Annotated in this window: 14 protein-coding genes; 7 read left to right on the top strand and 7 right to left on the bottom strand. The window is 68.7% G+C overall.

The features are described 5' to 3' along the window. Positions 1–88 precede the first annotated feature (88 nt). The gene (locus tag QJS31_RS34665; protein ID WP_143980333.1) at positions 89–400 is read left to right on the top strand and encodes a hypothetical protein; all 312 of its coding nucleotides are present in this window, start codon (positions 89–91) and stop codon (positions 398–400) included. A gap of 51 nt (positions 401–451) precedes the next feature. Here the strand turns inward: QJS31_RS34665 and QJS31_RS34660 are convergent, their stop codons facing one another. Then, positions 452–1,720 (bottom strand): adenosylmethionine--8-amino-7-oxononanoate transaminase, encoded by a 1,269-nt coding sequence (locus tag QJS31_RS34660; protein ID WP_282786389.1) that lies wholly within the window; start codon positions 1,718–1,720, stop codon positions 452–454. A gap of 157 nt (positions 1,721–1,877) precedes the next feature. Here QJS31_RS34660 and QJS31_RS34655 point away from each other — a divergent pair, with 157 nt between their 5' ends. Then, the gene (locus QJS31_RS34655; RefSeq protein ID WP_306358793.1) at positions 1,878–2,822 is read left to right on the top strand and encodes a bifunctional helix-turn-helix transcriptional regulator/GNAT family N-acetyltransferase; all 945 of its coding nucleotides are present in this window, start codon (positions 1,878–1,880) and stop codon (positions 2,820–2,822) included. 334 nt (positions 2,823–3,156) lie between these two features. On the opposite strand, the gene QJS31_RS34650 is transcribed toward QJS31_RS34655, so the two are convergent. Further along, positions 3,157–3,603, bottom strand: a complete 447-nt coding sequence (locus QJS31_RS34650) for a MarR family winged helix-turn-helix transcriptional regulator (protein WP_306358792.1) — start codon at positions 3,601–3,603, stop codon at positions 3,157–3,159. Between the two features lie 29 nt (positions 3,604–3,632). Here QJS31_RS34650 and QJS31_RS34645 point away from each other — a divergent pair, with 29 nt between their 5' ends. The 3 genes from QJS31_RS34645 to treY all read left to right on the top strand — a co-directional run bounded on the left by QJS31_RS34645 (position 3,633) and on the right by treY (position 8,872). Further along, on the top strand, positions 3,633–4,184 hold the full coding sequence (locus QJS31_RS34645; protein ID WP_306358791.1) for a cupin domain-containing protein: 552 nt from the start codon (positions 3,633–3,635) through the stop codon (positions 4,182–4,184). 147 nt (positions 4,185–4,331) lie between these two features. After that, positions 4,332–6,458 (top strand): glycogen debranching protein GlgX, encoded by a 2,127-nt coding sequence (gene glgX / locus QJS31_RS34640; RefSeq protein ID WP_372341637.1) that lies wholly within the window; start codon positions 4,332–4,334, stop codon positions 6,456–6,458. An 11-nt stretch (positions 6,459–6,469) separates the two neighbouring features. Then, positions 6,470–8,872, top strand: coding sequence for a malto-oligosyltrehalose synthase (treY, locus tag QJS31_RS34635; protein ID WP_282782878.1), 2,403 nt, complete (start codon positions 6,470–6,472; stop codon positions 8,870–8,872). A gap of 97 nt (positions 8,873–8,969) precedes the next feature. Here the strand turns inward: treY and QJS31_RS34630 are convergent, their stop codons facing one another. The 3 genes from QJS31_RS34630 to QJS31_RS34620 form a co-directional block, all read right to left on the bottom strand. Further along, the gene (locus QJS31_RS34630; RefSeq protein WP_306358789.1) at positions 8,970–10,178 is read right to left on the bottom strand and encodes a DUF2235 domain-containing protein; all 1,209 of its coding nucleotides are present in this window, start codon (positions 10,176–10,178) and stop codon (positions 8,970–8,972) included. A gap of 231 nt (positions 10,179–10,409) precedes the next feature. Further along, the gene (gene ilvA / locus QJS31_RS34625) at positions 10,410–11,774 is read right to left on the bottom strand and encodes a threonine ammonia-lyase IlvA (RefSeq protein ID WP_143980326.1); all 1,365 of its coding nucleotides are present in this window, start codon (positions 11,772–11,774) and stop codon (positions 10,410–10,412) included. 158 nt (positions 11,775–11,932) lie between these two features. Beyond that, positions 11,933–12,367, bottom strand: a complete 435-nt coding sequence (locus QJS31_RS34620) for a nitroreductase family deazaflavin-dependent oxidoreductase (protein WP_282782873.1) — start codon at positions 12,365–12,367, stop codon at positions 11,933–11,935. 85 nt (positions 12,368–12,452) lie between these two features. Here QJS31_RS34620 and QJS31_RS34615 point away from each other — a divergent pair, with 85 nt between their 5' ends. Both QJS31_RS34615 and QJS31_RS34610 read left to right on the top strand, forming a co-directional pair. Further along, a complete protein-coding gene (locus tag QJS31_RS34615; protein WP_039812548.1) occupies positions 12,453–12,668 on the top strand; it encodes a hypothetical protein in 216 nt (71 codons plus the stop codon). A 67-nt stretch (positions 12,669–12,735) separates the two neighbouring features. After that, on the top strand, positions 12,736–13,380 hold the full coding sequence (locus QJS31_RS34610; RefSeq protein ID WP_282782870.1) for an MspA family porin: 645 nt from the start codon (positions 12,736–12,738) through the stop codon (positions 13,378–13,380). A 21-nt stretch (positions 13,381–13,401) separates the two neighbouring features. On the opposite strand, the gene dnaE is transcribed toward QJS31_RS34610, so the two are convergent. Further along, a complete protein-coding gene (gene dnaE / locus QJS31_RS34605; RefSeq protein ID WP_306358788.1) occupies positions 13,402–16,953 on the bottom strand; it encodes a DNA polymerase III subunit alpha in 3,552 nt (1,183 codons plus the stop codon). A gap of 255 nt (positions 16,954–17,208) precedes the next feature. Further along, entirely contained in the window at positions 17,209–18,462 is a 1,254-nt protein-coding gene (locus QJS31_RS34600; protein WP_306358787.1) for a serine hydrolase domain-containing protein, read from the bottom strand. Positions 18,463–18,507 lie beyond the last annotated feature (45 nt).

Below are 18,507 nucleotides of genomic sequence, written 5' to 3'. Positions count from 1 at the left end.
CAGCGTTCAGGGTGGGGTGGAGCGGGTCGGATCGGCCCTCCCGGCGGCCCGACGTCGCTATCCTGGGAGACCGAGGTAGGAGAGATGTATGCCACGTTGGGCAATAGTGGTCGAACAGACAACCGGCTTCGGAGAGAACAGGATCTGGTCCCCCAAGGTGCTCGCCGAGGTGGTGGGAACCCGGGAACAGGCCGTGGCCAAGTTGTCGGAACTGGTCGGCAAATTCGTTCCGGACCACCCCAAGCTGGTCAGCCGTCGCACCGTGCTGCGCGACGGCGACAACTACATGCTCATCGCCCGCGGCTGGTCCGACGATTTCCACTGTCTGTTCCGGGTGTGGGAGGTGCTGTCGGACAGCGAGGAGCAGGAGCGGCTGCGGGAACGCCGCGCCAACCACTGACCGGCGCGAATCACCGACCGGCGCTGACCACCGGCAGGTGCCGACCACCGCTCAGGCGGCGGCCGCGGCCAGCATGGCGGCGGTGATCCGGCGCACGTCCTCGGTGGTGCTGATGAACGGCGGCATGCAGTAGATCAGATTGCGGAAGGGCCGCAACCACACTCCGGCGTCCACGGCGGCGTGGGTGGCCTTGCGCATGTCGACGGGGTGGTCGAGTTCGATCACGCCGATCGCGCCGAGCACCCGCGCCTCCACGACCCCGGGGAGGTCGCGGGCGGGCGCGAGCCCGGCCCGCAGTTCGGTCTCGATGCGGCCGACCTCGCCGCGCCAGTCCCGCGACAGCAGCAGTTCGATGGAGGCGACGGCGACCGCGCAGGCCAGGGGGTTGCCCATGAAGGTCGGCCCGTGCATGAGCCCACCGTGTGCGGCACTGAGGGTTTCGGCGATCTCGGCGGTGCACAGCGCCGCGGCCAGGGTCAGGTAGCCGCCGGTGAGCGCCTTGCCCACGCACAGCACGTCCGGGCGCACGCCCGCCTGGTCGGCGGCGAAAAGCGTTCCGGTGCGGCCGAATCCGGTGGCGATCTCGTCGAAGATCAGCAGGATGCCGTGCTCGTCGCAGAGGCGGCGCAGGTCGGTGAGGTAGCGGGGATCGTGGAAGCGCATGCCGCCCGCACCCTGGACGATGGGTTCCACGATGACGGCGGCCAGTTCGTCGGCGTGCGCGGCGAGGGCGCGCTCGAGTTCGGCGACGTAGTCGGGTTCGTACGTACGCGGCGGGGTCGGGACGAAGTGCTGCGGGGTGAGCACGTCGGTCCACAGCGCGTGCATGCCGCCCTCGGGATCGCACACGCTCATGGGAGTGAAGGTGTCACCGTGGTAGCCGCCGCGCCAGGTGAGCAGCCGGTGTTTGCCCGGGCGGCCGCGGGCGCGCCAGTACTGCAGGCACATCTTCACCGCGACCTCGACCGAGACGGATCCGGAATCGCAGAGGAACACCTTGTCCAGCCCCGCGGGTGTGTGCTCGACCAGCAGTTGGGTCAACCGCGCGGCGGGTTCGTGGGTGAGGCCGCCGAACATGACGTGGCTCATCCGGCGCGACTGGGCCAGCAGCGCCGCGTCGAGCACCGGATGCCGGTAGCCGTGCACCGCGGCCCACCACGAGCTCATGCCGTCCACCAGTTCCCGGCCGTCGGCGAGGGTGAGGCGGGTGCCCGCGGCGGATTCGACCACCAGGGGTTCGGTGGTGGCCGGGAAACCGCCGTAGGGATGCCAGACATGGGCGGCGTCGACGGCGGTGATCTCGTCGGAGGTCAGTGCCACGGGTGCGGTCCTTCGCCAGGTGTCGTACCCCGCCCCGGAATCCACCGGGCGCGAGCTTGAACGCCGTTCAAGTTACCACCGCACCTTTCGGAACGCGGCCACCCGGCGTAATCTGCTGGACAGAACTCTTTGACTGGGTCAAAGGATTGGAGCCGAGATGGGCACCTCGACCGACACCGCCCCGGATATGCGGCAGATCGCCGCCGTCCGCGCCTTCAACCGCCACTACACCCGGGTGATCGGCGTGCTGCGCGAGGGCCTCGTGGACACCCCCTTCTCGCTCACCGAGGCGCGAATCCTGTTCGAACTGGCCGATTCCGGCCCCCTGGAAGTGGTGGCGCTGCGCCGGTCCCTCGGCCTGGACCCCGGCTACCTCAGCCGTATCCTGGCCCGTTTCGAGGCCGACCGACTCGTCGAGCGCCGCCGCGCCGAACGGGACCGCCGCATCCAGGAGGTGCGACTCACCGACCACGGCTGGGACACCTTCGCCGATCTCGACAATCGCTCCAGCCGCGATACCGCCGCACTGCTCGCCGAGGTTCCGGCCGCCGACCGCGAACGGCTGATCGCGGCCATGCGCACCATCGAGCGCATCCTCGAACCCGCCTCGGACGCACCGGCGTTCACGCTGCGTGCCCCCGGCCCCGGCGACCACGGCTGGGTCATCCACCGCAATGCCGTGCTCTATGCCGCCGAATACGGCTGGAACGCCGACTACGAGGCTCTCGTCGCCCGCATCGTCGCCGACTACCTGAAAACCCATGACCCGCAGCGGGAACGGGCCTGGATCGCCGACCGCGACGGCGAACCGCTCGGCGCGGTGTACTGCATGCGCGACTCCGACACCACCGCCCGCCTGCGCCTGCTGCTGGTGGAACCCGGCGCCCGCGGCCTCGGTGTCGGCACCGCCCTGGTGGACGCCTGCCTCACCTTCGCCCGCGCGGCCGGCTATCGCGAGATCGTGCTGTGGACCAACGACGTCCTCACCGCCGCCCGCCGCATCTACGAACGCGCGGGATTCGAACCGGTGGAGTCGAATCCGCACCACAGCTTCGGCGTGGACCTGGTCGGCCAGACCTGGCGGCGCGCACTGGCGCACTGACGCCGGACACGCACCAGGCCTCACGCCGCATCCCCGCACGCCCTCCCACGCGCGTGACGCCCGCGTACACCACACGCTGCGAGCCGGTGGATTACGACCCGACCCAGAGCTGGGTCGGCCGGGGTTCGACACCCGCAGTACGCCACAACCACCGCATCGCTCGCCACGGTCGCGCGCTGCCCGAGCATCGACTCCGCACGCGCCCGGTGCACCGATCCGCCAGAGCGCCGGGGTGTCGGTCGACTCTCCGGTCGGAGTGCCGAAGCGTCGGCATTTCCGCCGGTCAGCGCACACCAACCCGCCTGCGCACCGAGCGGCCTGTGCGTCAGGGCGGTCACCCCGTCACAGCGGCGCGGGCGCGGTCGAGTTGGCGGCGGAGTTCGGCGAAACCGCTGTCGCCCAGGGCGTCGGCCAGGCGCGCTTCGATCTCGGCGAGTCGCCGGGCCGCGGTGGCGAGGGCGGCGTGGCCCGCGGCGGTGAGGACGACCAGGCGGGCGCGGCGGTCGGCGGGGTCGACGGTCCGGGTGACGTAGCCGCAGCGCTCCAGGTGAGTGATGAGTTCGCCCATGGACTGCTGGGTCATGCCGGCGGCGTCGGCGAGGGCCGTGACGCGCGATCCCCCGGAGTCGAGGTGGCGGAACACCGCGTAGTGGGCGGGACGCAGGTCGGGGTGGAGTTCGGCGCGCAGTGCGCGGTTGAGCTCGTCTTCGACGGCACGGGTGGTGCGGACCAGCAGTTTCAGGATGGACTCCGGCGATACGGACGGTTCGGGCATTGACATACTACGAAGGATACCTTTGTAATTGGGGAATGGATGAGTGCACACTCACATTCCGCAACGGCCACCGGGTCACCTTCGTCGCGGAGGGCACCGATGAGCACGGCCCCTATCTGCGGCTGCGCCATCTGCTGCCCACCCCCGGCCGCCAGGCGGGACCGCACTGGCATCCCACCCTCGCCGAACGGTGGACGGTGCGCCGAGGCGCGCTGCGCTTCCGCATCGACGGCACGGAAGTGATCGCACGGCAGGGCGATTCGGCCGTCGCACCCGCCGGGGTGGTGCACGAGTTCTGGAGCGAGGCCCCCGACACCGAGATCGACCACGAGATCCGCCCGCCACTGCACCACTGGGCCATGTTCGAACTCTGGCAGGCGCTCGACGCCGCCGGAAAGACCACCGTGGCCGGCCGCGTACCCCGCGACCCACTGGCCCTCGCGCTGCTGTGGGACTACCAGGACGGCTATCTCGGAGGCATCCCGCCGCGACTCCAGCGCATCGTCCTCGGCGGCCTGGCCCGCCTCGCCCGCGCCCTCGGCTACGAACGCCGCTGGCTGCGCACTTCGGCCGCCGCGACACAGTAGCCGGGCACCACCGAGCGAACACCCGGCGCACAGGGGCGGCCGGACAACCGCGCCCCGTCGTGCGCCGAACGCGCGGCGAGCCACGTCAATCCCCCGCGCGGCAGCGGAGCCCACCACACCAACGGCGAGGACACGGCCGATACTGTCATGGCTATGCCGTCGTCCTCCGCCACCCCGGACCGCACGCCACTGGGCGTCTGGCCGGGCACCGCGTACCCCCTGGGCGCGACCTACGACGGCGCGGGCACCAATTTCTCGCTGTTCTCCGAGGTGGCCGAGCGGGTCGAACTGTGCCTCATCGACGACCGCGACCGCGAGCAGCGGATTCCGCTCGACGAGGTGGACGGGTACGTGTGGCACTGCTACGTGCCCGCCATCGGCCCCGGCCAGCGCTACGGTTTCCGGGTGCACGGGCCGTTCGAACCCGAGCGCGGACTGCGCTGCGATCCGAGCAAACTGCTGCTCGACCCCTACGGCAAGGCGTTCGACGGGCAATTCGACAGCCATCCCGCCCCGTACACGCCGGGCCGGGACTCCCTCGGCCACACCATGACCGGCGTGGTGATCAACCCGTACTTCGACTGGGCCGACGACCGCTCGCCCAAACGCCCCTACCACGAGACGGTCATCTACGAGGCCCATGTCAAGGGCATGACCGTCACCCACCCCGAGGTGCCGCCGGAACTGCGCGGCACCTACGCCGGGATGGCGCATCCGGCCATCGTCGACCATCTGCGCGGCCTCGGCGTCACCGCCGTCGAACTCATGCCGGTGCACCAGTTCCTCCAGGACCGCGTGCTGCTGGATCGCGGCCTGCGGAACTACTGGGGCTACAACAGCTTCGGCTATCTGGCCCCGCATCACGAGTACGCCGCCAACCCGGCCCCGGGCGCGGCCGTCACCGAGTTCAAGGCCATGGTGCGCGCCCTGCACGCCGCCGGTATCGAGGTCATCCTGGACGTGGTCTACAACCACACCGCCGAAGGCAACGAATTCGGGCCCACCATCGGCTTTCGCGGCATCGACAACGCCGCCTACTACCGTCTCGTGGACGACAATCCGCAGCACTACATGGATTACACGGGCACCGGGAACAGCCTCAACGTCCGCCATCCGCACACCCTGCAACTGATCATGGATTCGCTGCGCTACTGGGTGCTCGACATGCACGTCGACGGGTTCCGCTTCGACCTGGCCGCCACCCTGGCGCGCGAACTGCACGATGTGGACCGGCTGTCCACCTTCTTCGACCTGGTGCACCAGGATCCGGTGGTCAGCCAGGTCAAACTCATCGCCGAACCCTGGGATGTGGGCGAGGGCGGCTATCAGGTCGGCAACTTCCCGGTGCTGTGGACCGAATGGAACGGCAAATACCGTGACACCGTGCGGGATTACTGGCGCGGACAACCGGCGACGCTGGGCGAGTTCGCCTCCCGGCTGACCGGCTCCTCGGACCTGTACGAGACCACCGGCCGCCGCCCCGGCGCGTCCATCAACTTCGTCACCGCGCACGACGGTTTCACCCTCGCGGACCTGGTGTCCTACAACGAGAAACACAACGAGGCCAACGGCGAGGGCAACCGCGACGGCGAAACCTACAACCGCTCCTGGAACTGCGGAGTGGAGGGCGAGACCGACGATCCCGCCGTGCTCGCACTGCGCGCCCGGCAGCAGCGCAATCTGCTCGCCACGCTGCTGCTGTCCCAGGGCACGCCGATGCTGCTGCACGGCGACGAATTCGGTCGCACCCAGCGCGGCAACAACAATGCCTACTGTCAGGATTCCGAGCTGTCCTGGATGGATTGGTCGCTCATGCGCACGAATGCCGATCTGCTCGCCTTCACCCGCCGCGCCGTCGCCCTGCGCACCGCGCATCCGGTGTTCCGGCGGCGGCGCTTCTTCGACGGCCGCCCCGCCCCCGAACACGCCCATCCCGGCGATATCGGCTGGTTCACCCCCGAGGGCACCGAGATGACCGCGGCCGACTGGGACAACGGCTTCGGACGGTCGCTGACCGTCTTCCTCAACGGCGACGCCATCGCCGAACCCGGGCCGCGCGGGGAACGCATCACCGACGATTCGTTCCTGCTGTGCTTCAACGCCCACGACGAACCCCTGCCCTGCACCCTGCCCGACCCGGACCACGGCGCCGAATGGACTGTGGCCCTGGACTGTTCGACCCCGACCGGAGCCCCACCCGACCGCGTATACCACGCCGGCACACCCGTGGAAGTCCCCGCGCGCTGCCTGCTCGTCCTCCGCCGTACTGCATGATCGATACAGCCATGACCAGCCTTGAACACAGCACCGACGCCATCGCCCGGCGCACCCCCGTGCGCAGCACCTACCGGCTGCAGCTGCGACCGGACGCGCTCACCTTCGCCGACGCCCGCGCCATCGCCGAATACCTGCAGCAGCTGGGGATCTCGCATCTGTACCTGTCCCCCGTCCTGACCGCCATGCCCGGCTCCACCCACGGCTACGACGTCACCGACCCCACCACGGTCTCGGCGGCGCTGGGCGGCCCGGCCGGTTTCAAGGCGCTCTCCGACGAGGTGCGCGGACGCGGCATGGGCCTGATCGTGGATCTGGTGCCCAACCACGTGGGCGTGGCCGACCCACGGCAGAACCCGTGGTGGTGGGATGTGCTGCGCAACGGCAAGCAGTCCCCGTACGCGCACTACTTCGATATCGACTGGAGTACCGGCAATGGTGCGGGCGGCCGGATCGCGCTGCCGGTACTGGCCGGGGAGACCGATGTGGCGGCGCTGAGCGTGGACCGCACCGGGCCCGAACCCATGCTGGCGCTGCGCGATCTGCGCTTCCCCATCGCGCCCGGCACCGACGGCGAGAACGCGCTGCGCACGCACGACAAGCAGCACTATCGACTGGTCACCTGGAAGTCCGGGCTGTGCGGATATCGGCGCTACTTCACCGTCGGCGGGTTGGCGGCGGTGCGGCAGGAGGAGACCGCCGTCTTCGACGCCACCCATCGGGAGCTGGCCGCCTGGTGCGAACACGATCTCATCGACGGCGTGCGGGTCGACCATCCGGACGGACTGGCCCGGCCCACGGAGTATCTGGCCCGGCTGCGGCGACTCATCGGACCGCAGCGGCTGCTGCTGGTGGAGAAGGTGCTGTCCAATCGCGAACCGCTGGACGCCACCCTGCCCATCGACGGCACCACCGGCTACGACGCGCTCGCCGACCTCGGCGGCGTGCTGCTCGATCCGGACGGCGAGCCGGCGCTGACCGAACTGTCCAGGCAGTTCACCGGGCACGGCAGCGACCGCGCCTGGTTCACCGAGCAGGAGCACCGCATCAAACGCGCGGTGGCCGAGACCATGCTGGTGCCGGAGATGCGGCGGCTGGTGGCGGCGATCAAGCGCGACGCCAAGGCCGAGACCTGCGACACCATGGCGCTGACCAACGCCACCATCGAGGTGCTGTCGTTCATGCCGGTGTACCGCACCGACTACGCGCCGCTGGCCGGGATGGTGGGCGCGGTGGTGGCCGAGGTGGCGCGGCGCAACAGCGAACTGACCACGCCGCTGCAGGTGCTGGTGACGGCGCTGGCGGTGGGCGGCGAGGCGGCCACGCGCTTCCATCAGGTGGGCGGGGCGATCACCGCGAAAGCGGTGGAGGACACCATGTTCTACCGGGCGGCCCGGCTGGTGTCGCTCCAGGAGATGGGCGCCGATCCGGTGCGCTTCGGCTGCTCGCCCATCGAATTCCACCTCGCCAACGCCGAGCGCGCGACGCGCTGGCCCGCCGGCATGACCGCGCTGTCCACCCACGACACCAAGCGCGGTGAGGATGTGCGCGCCCGCATCGGGGTGCTGTCGCAGGTGGCCGACACCTGGGCGCAGGCGGTGACCGCCTGGGACGAGATCGCGCCCGGCCCCGACGGCGCGACCACCCTGTTCCTGCTACAGAACATGTTCGGCGTCTGGCCCGCCGACGGCCGCCCGGCCGCCACCGTGCCCGGGTTGCGCGATCGGCTGCACCTGTTCGCGGAGAAGGCGATGCGCGAGGCCGGTACCCGAACCTCGTGGGAGGAACCGGATATCGAGTTCGAGCAGGCGGTGCACCAGTGGATCGACACCGTGATCGACGGCCCGGTCGGCGCCGAGCTCGGGGATCTGGTTGCCGATCTGGCCCCGCACGCGTGGTCGGACTCGCTGGCACAAAAGCTGCTGCAACTCGGCGGCCCGGGTATCCCGGACGTCTACCAGGGCTGCGAATTGTGGGAGGATTCCCTCGTCGATCCCGACAACCGCCGCCCCGTCGATTTCAACCACCGCATTCTGCTGCTGCAATCCCTCACCGGCACACCGGATCTCGACCCATCCGGAGCGGCCAAGATGTGGATCGTCGCCTACGCCCTGTGGTTGCGCCGCGAACGCCCCGAATGCTTCGTCGGCGGCACCTACACCCCGCTGTTCGCCACCGGCGACCACGCCCAGCGCCTCATCGCCTACGCCCGCGGCCGCCGCGGCGAACCTCCCGAGGTCATCGTCGCCGCCACCCGCCACAGTGTGGCGTTGGCCGAAACCGGTTGGACCGATACGGTTCTCGACCTCCCGCAGGGCGACTGGACCGACCGCCTCACCGGCCACACCTTCTCCGGCCGCGCCCGCCTGGAGAAACTGTTCGCCCGACTCCCGGTGGCCCTGCTGGTGCGCTGATGCACAGGACCGGACCGACGAGGGACTGGACGAGGGACTGTTCGAATACCGCACGGCGACCTCGGACGGCACGGTCAGGGTGCTTGCTATCGCTAAGTCAAGCCGGTGTAGGAAGTTTCTCCGCTCCGAGGTCGGCGGTGTCGCCGTTCGCGGTGTAGGTCGGCGCCGGGGCGGGCGGTAGGTCGATGGGTTCGACCAGATCCGCCGGAATCGTGTTCGCTGCGCCGCCGTGTTCGAGCAGCCAGCGGCGCAGATTGTCGGGGGTGTAGCCGTCGCGGAGGCGGACCGTGGAGGCGAAGTAGACACTCCGGTCGGTATGGTGCAGGAGTTTGCGCCAGGAGTCCCAGTAGAAGCGGGGTGTGCGCCATTTCCGGACCAGGCGGACATAGTTCAGGATGCGGAAGCCCAGGCCCAGGGAGTCGTGGCGTTTGTCGTGCTCGACGGGGACGCAGTGGCTCATGAGGGAGCGCAGCCGGTCGTGGTCGAATTCCAGGCCCTCGGCCTCGGCCTCGCGGATCATCCAGTGCAGGGTGGTGTCGGAGAGGCCGCATTCGGGGTAGCCGCCGCCGATATCGCTGTGCACGCCCTCGAACCAGACCTGTTTCACGCGGTCCGTGCGGCGATACTTCTCGCCGAGTTCGACCGGGATCTCCCAGAGGCACGGTTCGAAGGCGCGGCGGCGTTCGTCGATGGCGAGAGCCTGGCGGGCGCAGTGCACCACACTGGACAGCCGCACATCGTGGAAGCGGTGCCGCCAGGCGGTGACACCCGGAATGCCCATGGCCCCAACGGTATCGAACACGCCCAGGAAGTTGATCTTCGGCCGTTCCGGATACGCGTAGCGCCTCCGAAAGCGTTCCCACTCGGGCGGATCCGGATCGTCGATATGCTTTTTGCGCTGCTTGTAGATGCGCTGAGCATCGCGGTACCTGCCGCAGATCATGGCCTCATCGGTGAGAATGCCCAGCCGCGTGATCATTCCGGCGAGACTGCGCGCGGTGTACGCGCCGCGGCTGAACCCGAAGATGAATATCTCGTCGCCCGGTTTCCAGTTCAGCGCCACCTGCCAGTACGCCGACCACAGATTGGCCTCCAGACCGAGTCCGAACGCCCCGCCCAGCAACCGATCCGAGGTGAATCCCCCGGCACCGGGACCGGAGACGTAGAACACCCGCTGCCCCACGGGTCTCCCGCTGCGGTCGCTGCCGGTGATGCGCACCGTCTGTGCGATTTTCACGATATTGGAGACCGTGTCGTCGGACTCGGCCTTCCAGGTGCCGTCACAGCACACTACGAGCCGTTTCATGGAACGCATCCTCCCGCCCAGGACGTTCGGTTTCGTGCGTAGTCGACTACTCGAATCATCGCGACGCCCCCGAACCCCCGTTAACCCCGTGACAATCCCCCGGGAATGACGGCCTACATTCTGCGATACGCCGCCGCCCGCCGCGCGGCGAACCGGAAAAGAGCCGACCGGAAAGAGACGGCCCCGAGCCGTGATCGACTCGGGGCCTGGACGTTCGAATTCGGGTGGGGCTCAGGTGAGGTAGCGGTAGGCGGGTGAGCCCGGCTCCAGCCGCTCACCCTGAATGGGCGATGCCTCCATGCGCTTGAGCAGCGGCCCCAGCGCGTCGGGAGCGCCCAGTTCGATGCCGACCAGCGCCGCACCGGTCTCCCGGTTGTTGCGCTTGACGTATTCGAACAGGGTGATGTCGTCCTCCGGGCCGAGCACCTCGTCCAGGAAACGCCGCAGCGCCCCCGGCTCCTGCGGGAAGTCCACCAGGAAATAGTGCTTCAGCCCCTGGTGCACCAGCGATCGCTCGATCACCTCGCCGTAGCGCGACACGTCGTTGTTGCCGCCCGAGAGCAGGCACACCACCGTGGACCCGGGTTCGATGTCGACGACCGACAGCGCCGAGACCGACAGCGCCCCGGCCGGTTCGGCCACGATGCCCTCGTTCTGGTACAGCTCCAGCATGGTGGTGCAGATGGCGCCCTCGTCGACCTGCATCATGCGGAAATGTCCTGCGCCGGGCAGGGATTCGGTGGTGGTGAGCAGTGGCAGCGAGGCGTGCGAACGCACCCGGCCGCCGAACCGCGACACCGCCTGATACGGCACCGCGCCGATACGGCGCACCGCCGCCCCGTCCACGAAGGGGTCGATCTCGGGCAGGGTGACCGGGCCGCCCGCCACCATGGCGGCGGTCATGGAGGCGGCCCCGGACGGTTCCACCCCCAGGATCGCGGTGCTCGGCGACCGCTCCCGCAGATAGGTGCCGACACCGGCGAGGCAGCCGCCGCCGCCCACCGGCACGATCACCAGATCGGGGGCGCTGCCCAGTTGCTCCAGGAATTCGGCGGCGATGGTGCCCTGCCCGGCCGCGGTGCGCGGATCGTCGAAGGGGGGAACCATGGTCGCGCCGGTGCGCTCCACATCGGCGGCCGCGGCGGCCGCGGCGGCGTCGTAGGTGTCGCCGACGGCGATGAGATCGACGTATTCGCCACCGTGCACGCGGATGCGGTCGCGCTTCTGCTTCGGCGTGGTGGTCGGGACGTAGATGCGACCCGAGATACCCATGGCCCGGCACGCGAAGGCCACGCCCTGGGCGTGATTTCCGGCGCTGGCGGTGACCACGCCCGCCCGGCGTTCGGCGGCGGTCAACTGGACGATCAGGTTGTAGGCGCCGCGCAGTTTGTAGGAGCGCACCGCCGTGAGATCCTCGCGCTTGAGGTAGACCTCGGCGCCCGTCGCCGCCGACAGCCGCGCGATTCGCTGCAACGGCGTCGGCTCGATAATGTCGGAAATTCGCTTCGCGGCAGCATCGATCTCGTCCGCCGTCAATGCGGGCGGCGGCGTGGACACTTTCTCTGCGACTTCGAGCGGATTCGACACCCGACCCATGCTAGCGGGCAGGTCGCGACGAGATTTCGGCGACCGGTCCAAGCGCACGCGATCACCGCCGGGAAACCGCGCGCGATCACCGCTGGAAACGACGAACCGCCCGGGCGCGTGGTCCAGTCCACGTACCCGGGCGGCAATCGGGGGATGTGCGAGTTCGCTCAGCGCGGGGTCAGCACGAAGACCGGGATCACCCGGTCGGTCTTCTTGGTGTACTCGTTGTAGTCGGGCCACACCTCGGCGGCGCGCTGCCACCACTGTTCCCGCTCGTCACCGAAGACCTCACGGGCGTCGTAATCCTTCACCACCGCGCCGTCGCGCAATTCGACGTGCGGATCGGCCTTGATGTTCCAGTACCAGACGGGATGCTTCGGCGCGCCGCCGAGCGAGGCGACGACCGCGTACTCACCATTGTGTTCCACCCGCATGAGCGGGGTCTTGCGGAGTTTGCCGGACTTCGCGCCCCGCGTGGTCAGCAGGACGATGGGCTTGCCCTGCATGGTGTTGCCCTCGGCCCCGTTGGATGCCTCATACTTCTCGGCCTGTTCACGGGCCCAATCGGATGTGCTGGGTTCGTACTCTCCGGTTAGTGGCATGCACGAGCAAACAGCCGGTGGTCCTGTTATGTTCCCGACAAGAAGTTCGCTTGGCCGAACTTTCACCGCCGGGTACCCTGAGCACATGGCAGTGGTTCACCCGACGCGCATGGCGCGCTCCCACGGCGCGACCGTGGATATCGCGGGCTCGGCCTGGCCGGTGTACAAACTCGAGGCCCTCGCCGCCGCCCTGATGATCGGCCTGGTCCTCGCCCTCATCACCGGATCGCTCCAGCTCGCCGTCCTCACCGCCGCCACTGTCGCGAGCATTCGCTGGCTGGTCGGCCGCGCCCGCGGCTGATTACGATTCCGCCCCGGTCAGCGTGTCCTACCTGGCTTGATACCGTTCGGCTACTACCTTGCGTGGGGTGGTCGCACGCTCAGGGATCATCTGTTTCGCTCTGACCGTCAGCGCGGTCCTCGGCGCCCCCGTGGCGCGGGCCGATATCGAAGCCCTGCCCCCGCACGAGCGGGTGTTCGCCTCACCGATCGGCAGTTTCACCGTCGGACACAAGGACGAGTCGGTCCATCGGATTCCGCCGCTGAACCAGGTGGGCACCACCCGTGAGGCATTGGTCAGCAATACCTTCTACGGCCGCATCGACGGCGGCGCCACGGGCACGCTGGTCGCCGGATACCACGTCGGCTGCGCGGTGAATCTGAACAACGGTGCGCTGGGGCTCAATTCGAGCATCTACCCCGACGATGTCCTGCCCGATGTCGGCACCGGCGGCACCAACCCCATCCCCTACCTCAACGGCCAGACCGGCATTCAGACCTATGTGGCCCCGGTGCTCACCGCGACCCTCGCCCCCGGCGAGGTCAAGGAGGTGAAGCTCACCGAGAAGCAGGTCGTCCCGGGCGATACCGCGTGGGCCATCACCCGGGACTTCCACATCATCGTCAACAGCTGCACCGGTCCGGTCAGTATCCGCAGCTACTCGTACATGCAGGTGACCTCGACGCTGGTGGACGACTCCGGCGGGGTGTTCGGCGACCCCACCTGGCTGTGACCGGCCGTACCGATACGCCGATCAGCCGGTCAGGCAGCCCGGACCCAGCAGCGCCTTGAGATCGCCCATGAGTGCCGAGGACGGCGAAACCCGCAGATTGTCCGCCACTTTCAGCACCGTGGTGCGGTCGCGGGAGCCGACGTGGCGGATATGCACGTCGGCGGTGCCGGGATGGCTGGTCAGCACGCGCTTGAGCTTGCCGATCTTCTCCGGCGTGCACAGGCGGGTCGGAATGGTCACCGACAGCGGCTTCTCCACGCCGATGGCCGACAGATCCGGCACCACCAGGTCGTTGGCAATGAGCGAGACCCGGTCGTCGCGGGCGGAGACGCGCGCCTTCACCAGCACGATGGCGTCCTCGGTGACATCCATGCCGAAGACCGAGTAGGACTGCGGGAAGAACAGCACCTCGATACCACCGGTGAGATCCTCCAGTTGCGCCGACGCCCAGGGCAGGCCGTTCTTGTTCACGCGGCGGGTGACATTGGCGAAGATGCCGCCGATGGTGACCTGTGCGCCGTCCTTGACCTCACCCTCCAGAATGGCCGGGATCTGGGTGTCCGACTGCGCCGCGAGCACGTGTTCGACGCCGTTGAGCGGATGCCCGGACACGTACAGGCCCAGCATCTCCCGCTCCAGGGCGAGTTTGTGCTTGGTCTCCCACTCCTCGTCGGGCACCTTCACATTGAAGACGCTGGCCACCGAGTCGTCGCCGTCGTCGAGTCCGCCGAAGAGGTCGAACTGGCCCATGGCCTCGGCCTTCTTGGTGGACATCACCGCGTCGATGGCATCGGAGTGCACCACCAGCAGGCCCTTGCGCGGATGCCCCAGCGAATCGAAAGCGCCCGCCTTGATCAGAGATTCGGTGACCTTCTTGGTGCAGGCGATGGCGTCGATCTTGTTGAGGTAGTCGGAGAAGTCGGTGAACTTCGACTTCTCCTTGCGCGCGGCGATGATCGAGGCCACCACGTTCGCGCCGACATTGCGCACCGCGCCCAGGCCGAAGCGGATGTCGTTGCCCACCGAGGCGAATTCCATCTCGGACTCGTTGACGTCCGGTGGCAGCACCTGGATGCCCAGGCGGCGGCAGTCGGCGAGGTAGACGGCGGCCTTGTCCTTGTCGTCGCCCACGGAGGTGAGCAGACCCGCCATGTACTCGGCGGGATAGTTGGCCTTGAGGTAGGCGGTCCAGAAGGACACCAGACCGTAGCCCGCGGCGTGCGATTTGTTGAACGCGTACCCGGCGAACGGGAGAATCGTGTCCCACAGCGCCTTGATGGCGGGCTTGCTGAAGCCGTTCTCCAGCATGCCCTTCTCGAAGCCTTCGAACTCGGCCTCGAGCACCTCGGCCTTCTTCTTGCCCATGGCGCGGCGCAGAATATCGGCTCGACCGAGCGAGTACCCGGCCACCTTCTGCGCGATCTGCATGATCTGCTCCTGATACACGATCAGGCCGTAGGTGTCGCGCAGAATGTCCTTCAGGGGCTCCTCGAGCTCCGGATGGATGGGTTTGACCTCTTGCCGCCCGTTCTTGCGGTCGGCGTAGTCGTTGTGGGCGTTCATGCCCATGGGGCCGGGACGGTACAGCGCCAGCACGGCCACGATGTCCTCGAAGCCGGTGGGCTGCATGCGCCGCAGCAGATCGCGCATGGCCCCGCCGTCGAGCTGGAAGACGCCGAGGGTGTCGCCGCGGGCGAGGAGTTCGTAGGTGGCCGTGTCCTCCAGCGCCAGGGTGTCGAGGTCGATGTCGATCCCGCGGTTGGCCTTGATGTTCTCCAGGGCGTCACCGATGACGGTGAGGTTGCGCAGGCCCAGGAAGTCCATCTTCAGCAGGCCGATGGCCTCACAGCTGGGGTAGTCCCAGCCGGTGATGATGGCCCCGTCCTGGGGCCGCTTCCACACCGGGATGGCGTCGGTGAGCGGCTCGCTGGACATGATGACCGCGCAGGCGTGCACACCGGCGTTGCGGATCAGGCCCTCGAGGCCGCGCGCGGTCTCGTAGATCTTGTTGACGTCCGGGTTGGTGTTGATGAGCTCCCGGACCTCGGCGGCCTCCTTGTACCGCTCGTGCTCGGGATCCATGATGCCCGCGAGCGGAATGTCCTTGGCCATGATCGGCGGCGGCAGCGCCTTGGAGATCTGGTCGGCGATGGCGAAGCCGGGCTGGCCGAACTGGACGCGCGCGGAGTCCTTCAGCGCGGCCTTGGTCTTAATGGTGCCGAAGGTGATCACCTGGGCGACCTTGTCGCTGCCCCACTTCTCGGTGGCGTAGCGGACCATCTCACCGCGACGGCGATCGTCGAAGTCGATATCGATATCGGGCATGGACACGCGCTCGGGATTGAGGAAGCGCTCGAACAGCAGCCCGTGCGGGATGGGGTCGATATTGGTGATGCCCATGGCGAAGGCGACCAGCGAGCCCGCCGCCGAACCACGACCCGGGCCGACGTAGATGCCGACCGAGCGGGCGTACTTGATCAGGTCGCCGACCACCAGGAAGTAGGCCGGGAAGCCCATCTGGATGATGACGTCGAGCTCGAACTTCGCGCGGTCGACGTACTCCTGCGGCACCCCCTTCGGGAAGCGCCACTCCAGGCCGCGCATGACCTCCTTGTGCAGCCAGCTGGCCTGTGTCTCGCCCTCGGGCACCGGGAAGACCGGCATCCGGTCGCGGTGCGCCCAGACTTCCTCGTAGGACTGCACCCGCTCACCGATGAGCACCGTGTTGTCGCAGGCCCCGGGCACTTCGGCATCCCAGAGGGCACGCATCTCGTCGGCCGACTTGAGGTAGTAGCCGGAGCCGTCGAATTTGAAGCGGGTCGGATCCGAGAGCGTCTTGCCGGTCTGGATGCACAGCAGCGCCTCGTGGTTGGCCGAGTCGGACTCGTGCACGTAGTGGCAGTCGTTGGTGGCCAGCGGCGGAATGCCCAGTTTCTCGCCGACCATGAGCAGGCCCTCGCGCACCCGGCGCTCGATGGACAGGCCGTGGTCCATGATCTCGAGGAAGAAGTTCTCCGGGCCGAAGATCTCCTGCCATTTGGCCGCGGCCTCCAGCGCCTCGCGCTCCTGGCCGAGGCGCAGCCGGGTCTGCACCTCGCCGGAGGGGCACCCGGTCGTGGCGATGATGCCCGCGGCGTGCTCGGCGATGATCTCGGCGTCCATGCGCGCCCACTTGCCGAGCTGGCCCTCGATGGAGGCCAGCGACGACAGCTTGAACAGGTTGCGCAGACCGGTCGCGTTCTCCGCGACCATGGTCATATGGGTGTAGGCGCCCGAACCGGAGACGTCGTCGCTCTTCTGCGACGGATCGCCCCACTGCACGCGCTTGGTGTTGAAGCGGGATTCGGGCGCGATGTACGCCTCGATGCCGATGATCGGCTTGATGCCCTGTTTGACGGCGGTGTTGTAGAACTCCGACGCGCCGTACATATTGCCGTGGTCGGTCATGCCGACAGCGGACATGCCGAGGCGATGCGCTTCCTTGAACAGTGGCGTGATCTTCGCCGCGCCGTCGAGCATCGAGTACTCGGTGTGGTTGTGGAGATGCACGAAGGAACCCGACGAGGCTGACACGCAGACATACTAAGCGTCCCCTCCGACAGGTTTTGACTCCGCCACACGTCGCGACTGGTGATACGGCGTGCCGCGCGGCGTGTCGTGGTGGAGATCACGGAAACCGCCGCTACGCATGGATTTCCGCCGAGAATGTGCACCCCCCGCGGGTTCGGGCGCGGGGGGTGCGGGCTCCGGGACTCGTAGGCGCAGGGGGAATCGCGAGTCCCGGAACGGTCGCGGCGGGCGTCGCCGGTCCGGACCGGCGCGCCGCGATCAGGCGGCGCGGCGGGTGGTGCTCGGGATCGCGCGCCGGGCCGCGGCCCGCGCCCCGCGCACCGCCAGCGGCAGCACCCAGGCCGAGGCCAGCTGGTCGGCGCTGAGGGTGCCCACGCCGAGCCGGTTGTGCACGAAGCCGACCGAGAGGCCCGAGCGCGGGTCGGCCCAGCCGAAGGAGCCGCCCAGTCCGATATGCCCGAAGCCCGCGCGCGCACCCGGCATGGGCAGCGAGTGATAGCCCATCCGCCACAGCATCGGGATGTAGAACAGGGCGTGGTCGAGCCGGTAGCTCTCCACCTTGCACAGCGCCTTGACGGTCCGCTGGGAGAGATAGCGGCGGCCGTTCACCATGCCGCCGTCGGCCAGCGCGCCGTAGAGGGTGGCCAGCCCGGACGCGGTGCAGACGCCGTTGCCCGCGGCCAGTTCGGTCGCCAGGATCGGCGGATCGTCACCGTCGAGCAGCGCCTCCAGCCCCGGGAGGAACAGCGCGCGGGCGGCCGCGCCCGCCGCGCCCGGAATGCCGTAGGCCCGGCCGAGCGCCATGGCGGCATAGGGCGCGCCGACCAGTTCCAGGCGCGAGCCCGCCACCGCGGCGACCCGGGTGGCCGAGCCCGGGGCCGGGCGGCCCAGATGGATGCCGTCGGTGCCGAGCGGCTCGGCGACCTCGGTACGGAACAGCTCGGCCATGCCGCGACCGGTGACGGAGCGGGCCAGCCCGCCGCACAGCCAGCCGAAGGTGAGGGCGTGATAGGTCGGAACACCCAGCAGGTGGTCGGGTTTCGCCGCGGCCAGCCGCTCCTCCATGAGCCGGTGGTCGAGCACCTCGTCGAGCCCGCGCGCGATGGCGGGCAGCCCGGACAGTCCGGCGCGATGGGACAGCAGCTGCCGCACCGTGATCCGGTCCTTGCCGTTGGCCCCGAATTCGGGCCAGTACTCGGCGACCGGTGCGGCGTAGTCGATGAGTCCGCGGTCGGCGAGGCGATGGATCACCGTGGCCGCGATGCCCTTGGTCGCGGAGAACACGATGCTGCCGGTCTCCGGACCCCACGGACGGCCGGTTTCGCCGTCGCCGATCCAGATGTCGACCAGGGGCTCGCCGTGCCGGTGCACGGCCAGCCCACCTCCCGCACCCGGTCTGCCGCCCATGATCCTCGCGAAAGTACGTACCAGAGGGATGAATTCGGCGGCGGCATAACCGCCGACACCAGCGGGAAGGGATGCGGCACCGGGGAGGGAAGCGACATTGCTCACACCGTCCACGGTACGGACGCCCGACCGACGGCGGCAACGACGGAA

Origin of the sequence: Nocardia sp. CC213A (assembly GCF_030766805.1) — a bacterium.
Lineage (GTDB): Bacteria > Actinomycetota > Actinomycetes > Mycobacteriales > Mycobacteriaceae > Nocardia > Nocardia otitidiscaviarum.
Note: the sequence above shows the minus strand (reverse complement) of the source record. Positions and strands in the feature narration are given on the sequence as shown.